This window comes from Nonomuraea antimicrobica (genome assembly GCF_039536965.1).
Classification (GTDB): Bacteria; Actinomycetota; Actinomycetes; order Streptosporangiales; family Streptosporangiaceae; genus Nonomuraea; species Nonomuraea antimicrobica.
On record NZ_BAAAZP010000287.1, the window covers coordinates 1 to 666 of the forward strand.

At 66.1% G+C, this 666-nt stretch carries 1 protein-coding gene; it reads right to left on the reverse strand.

Features of this window, described 5'->3' with window-relative positions; translation table 11 throughout:
• Positions 1-303: 303 nt before the first annotated feature.
• Positions 304-537 carry a hypothetical protein gene (locus tag ABD844_RS52710; protein WP_344897834.1) on the reverse strand — a complete coding sequence of 78 codons (234 nt, stop codon included), beginning with the start codon at positions 535-537 and terminating at the stop codon, positions 304-306.
• Positions 538-666: the final 129 nt, after the last annotated feature.

A 666-nucleotide genomic window follows, 5' to 3' on the forward strand; every position in this document is an offset into this window, starting at 1 on the left:
CCAGTACGCCTTCCTGATCCCTTCCTGCGTAGCCGTGCTGGCGACGCCAAGCCGCTCGTACAGCTCGCCGGCGCGCGGCCGCGTGCGGCATCATCAGCTTCTCGTGCGGCAGCAGCGGCCTGGTCTTGCTCACACGCTTGGCTCCGAGCACGCCGGAACTTGTCCAGGTCGTACACGATCTCCCAGATCTCGAGGACGATCCCCTCCTGGATTTCGCAGGATCCTCCTGTCCCCCGCGGGTACAGGATGGTCGTCGTGCCGACCGTGTACGGGTTTCCCCGCCAGCCGGTCAGGGTGAGCGGATCATTCATTGGCTGGAGTCTCCTCAATGAGCCGGTAGCCGGTCGCAGTAGGGCGCATGCGGTTGATCGCGATGCGGACGCGGTGGCCGGTGCGAATGGATCCCTCTCGCGGGGTGAGCACGGTGCAGTACGCGAATCGGTCGTCCACCTCATCCACGCGGACGGTTCTGCCACTGCATCGCTTGTCGTTGTCGGCCCACACCTGGAACGGGTGAACCGTCGCGTGGGTCGTCATCGGCTGGCCTTTCGCGCGGCTGGGCGGCGGGCCTCGTACCGGTCGAGGTAGTCACGGCCAGCGTCGGTTAGCCGCACCTTCCACACACCTGTCTCCGGGTACTCGATGGCGATCAGCCGGTGCATGGAC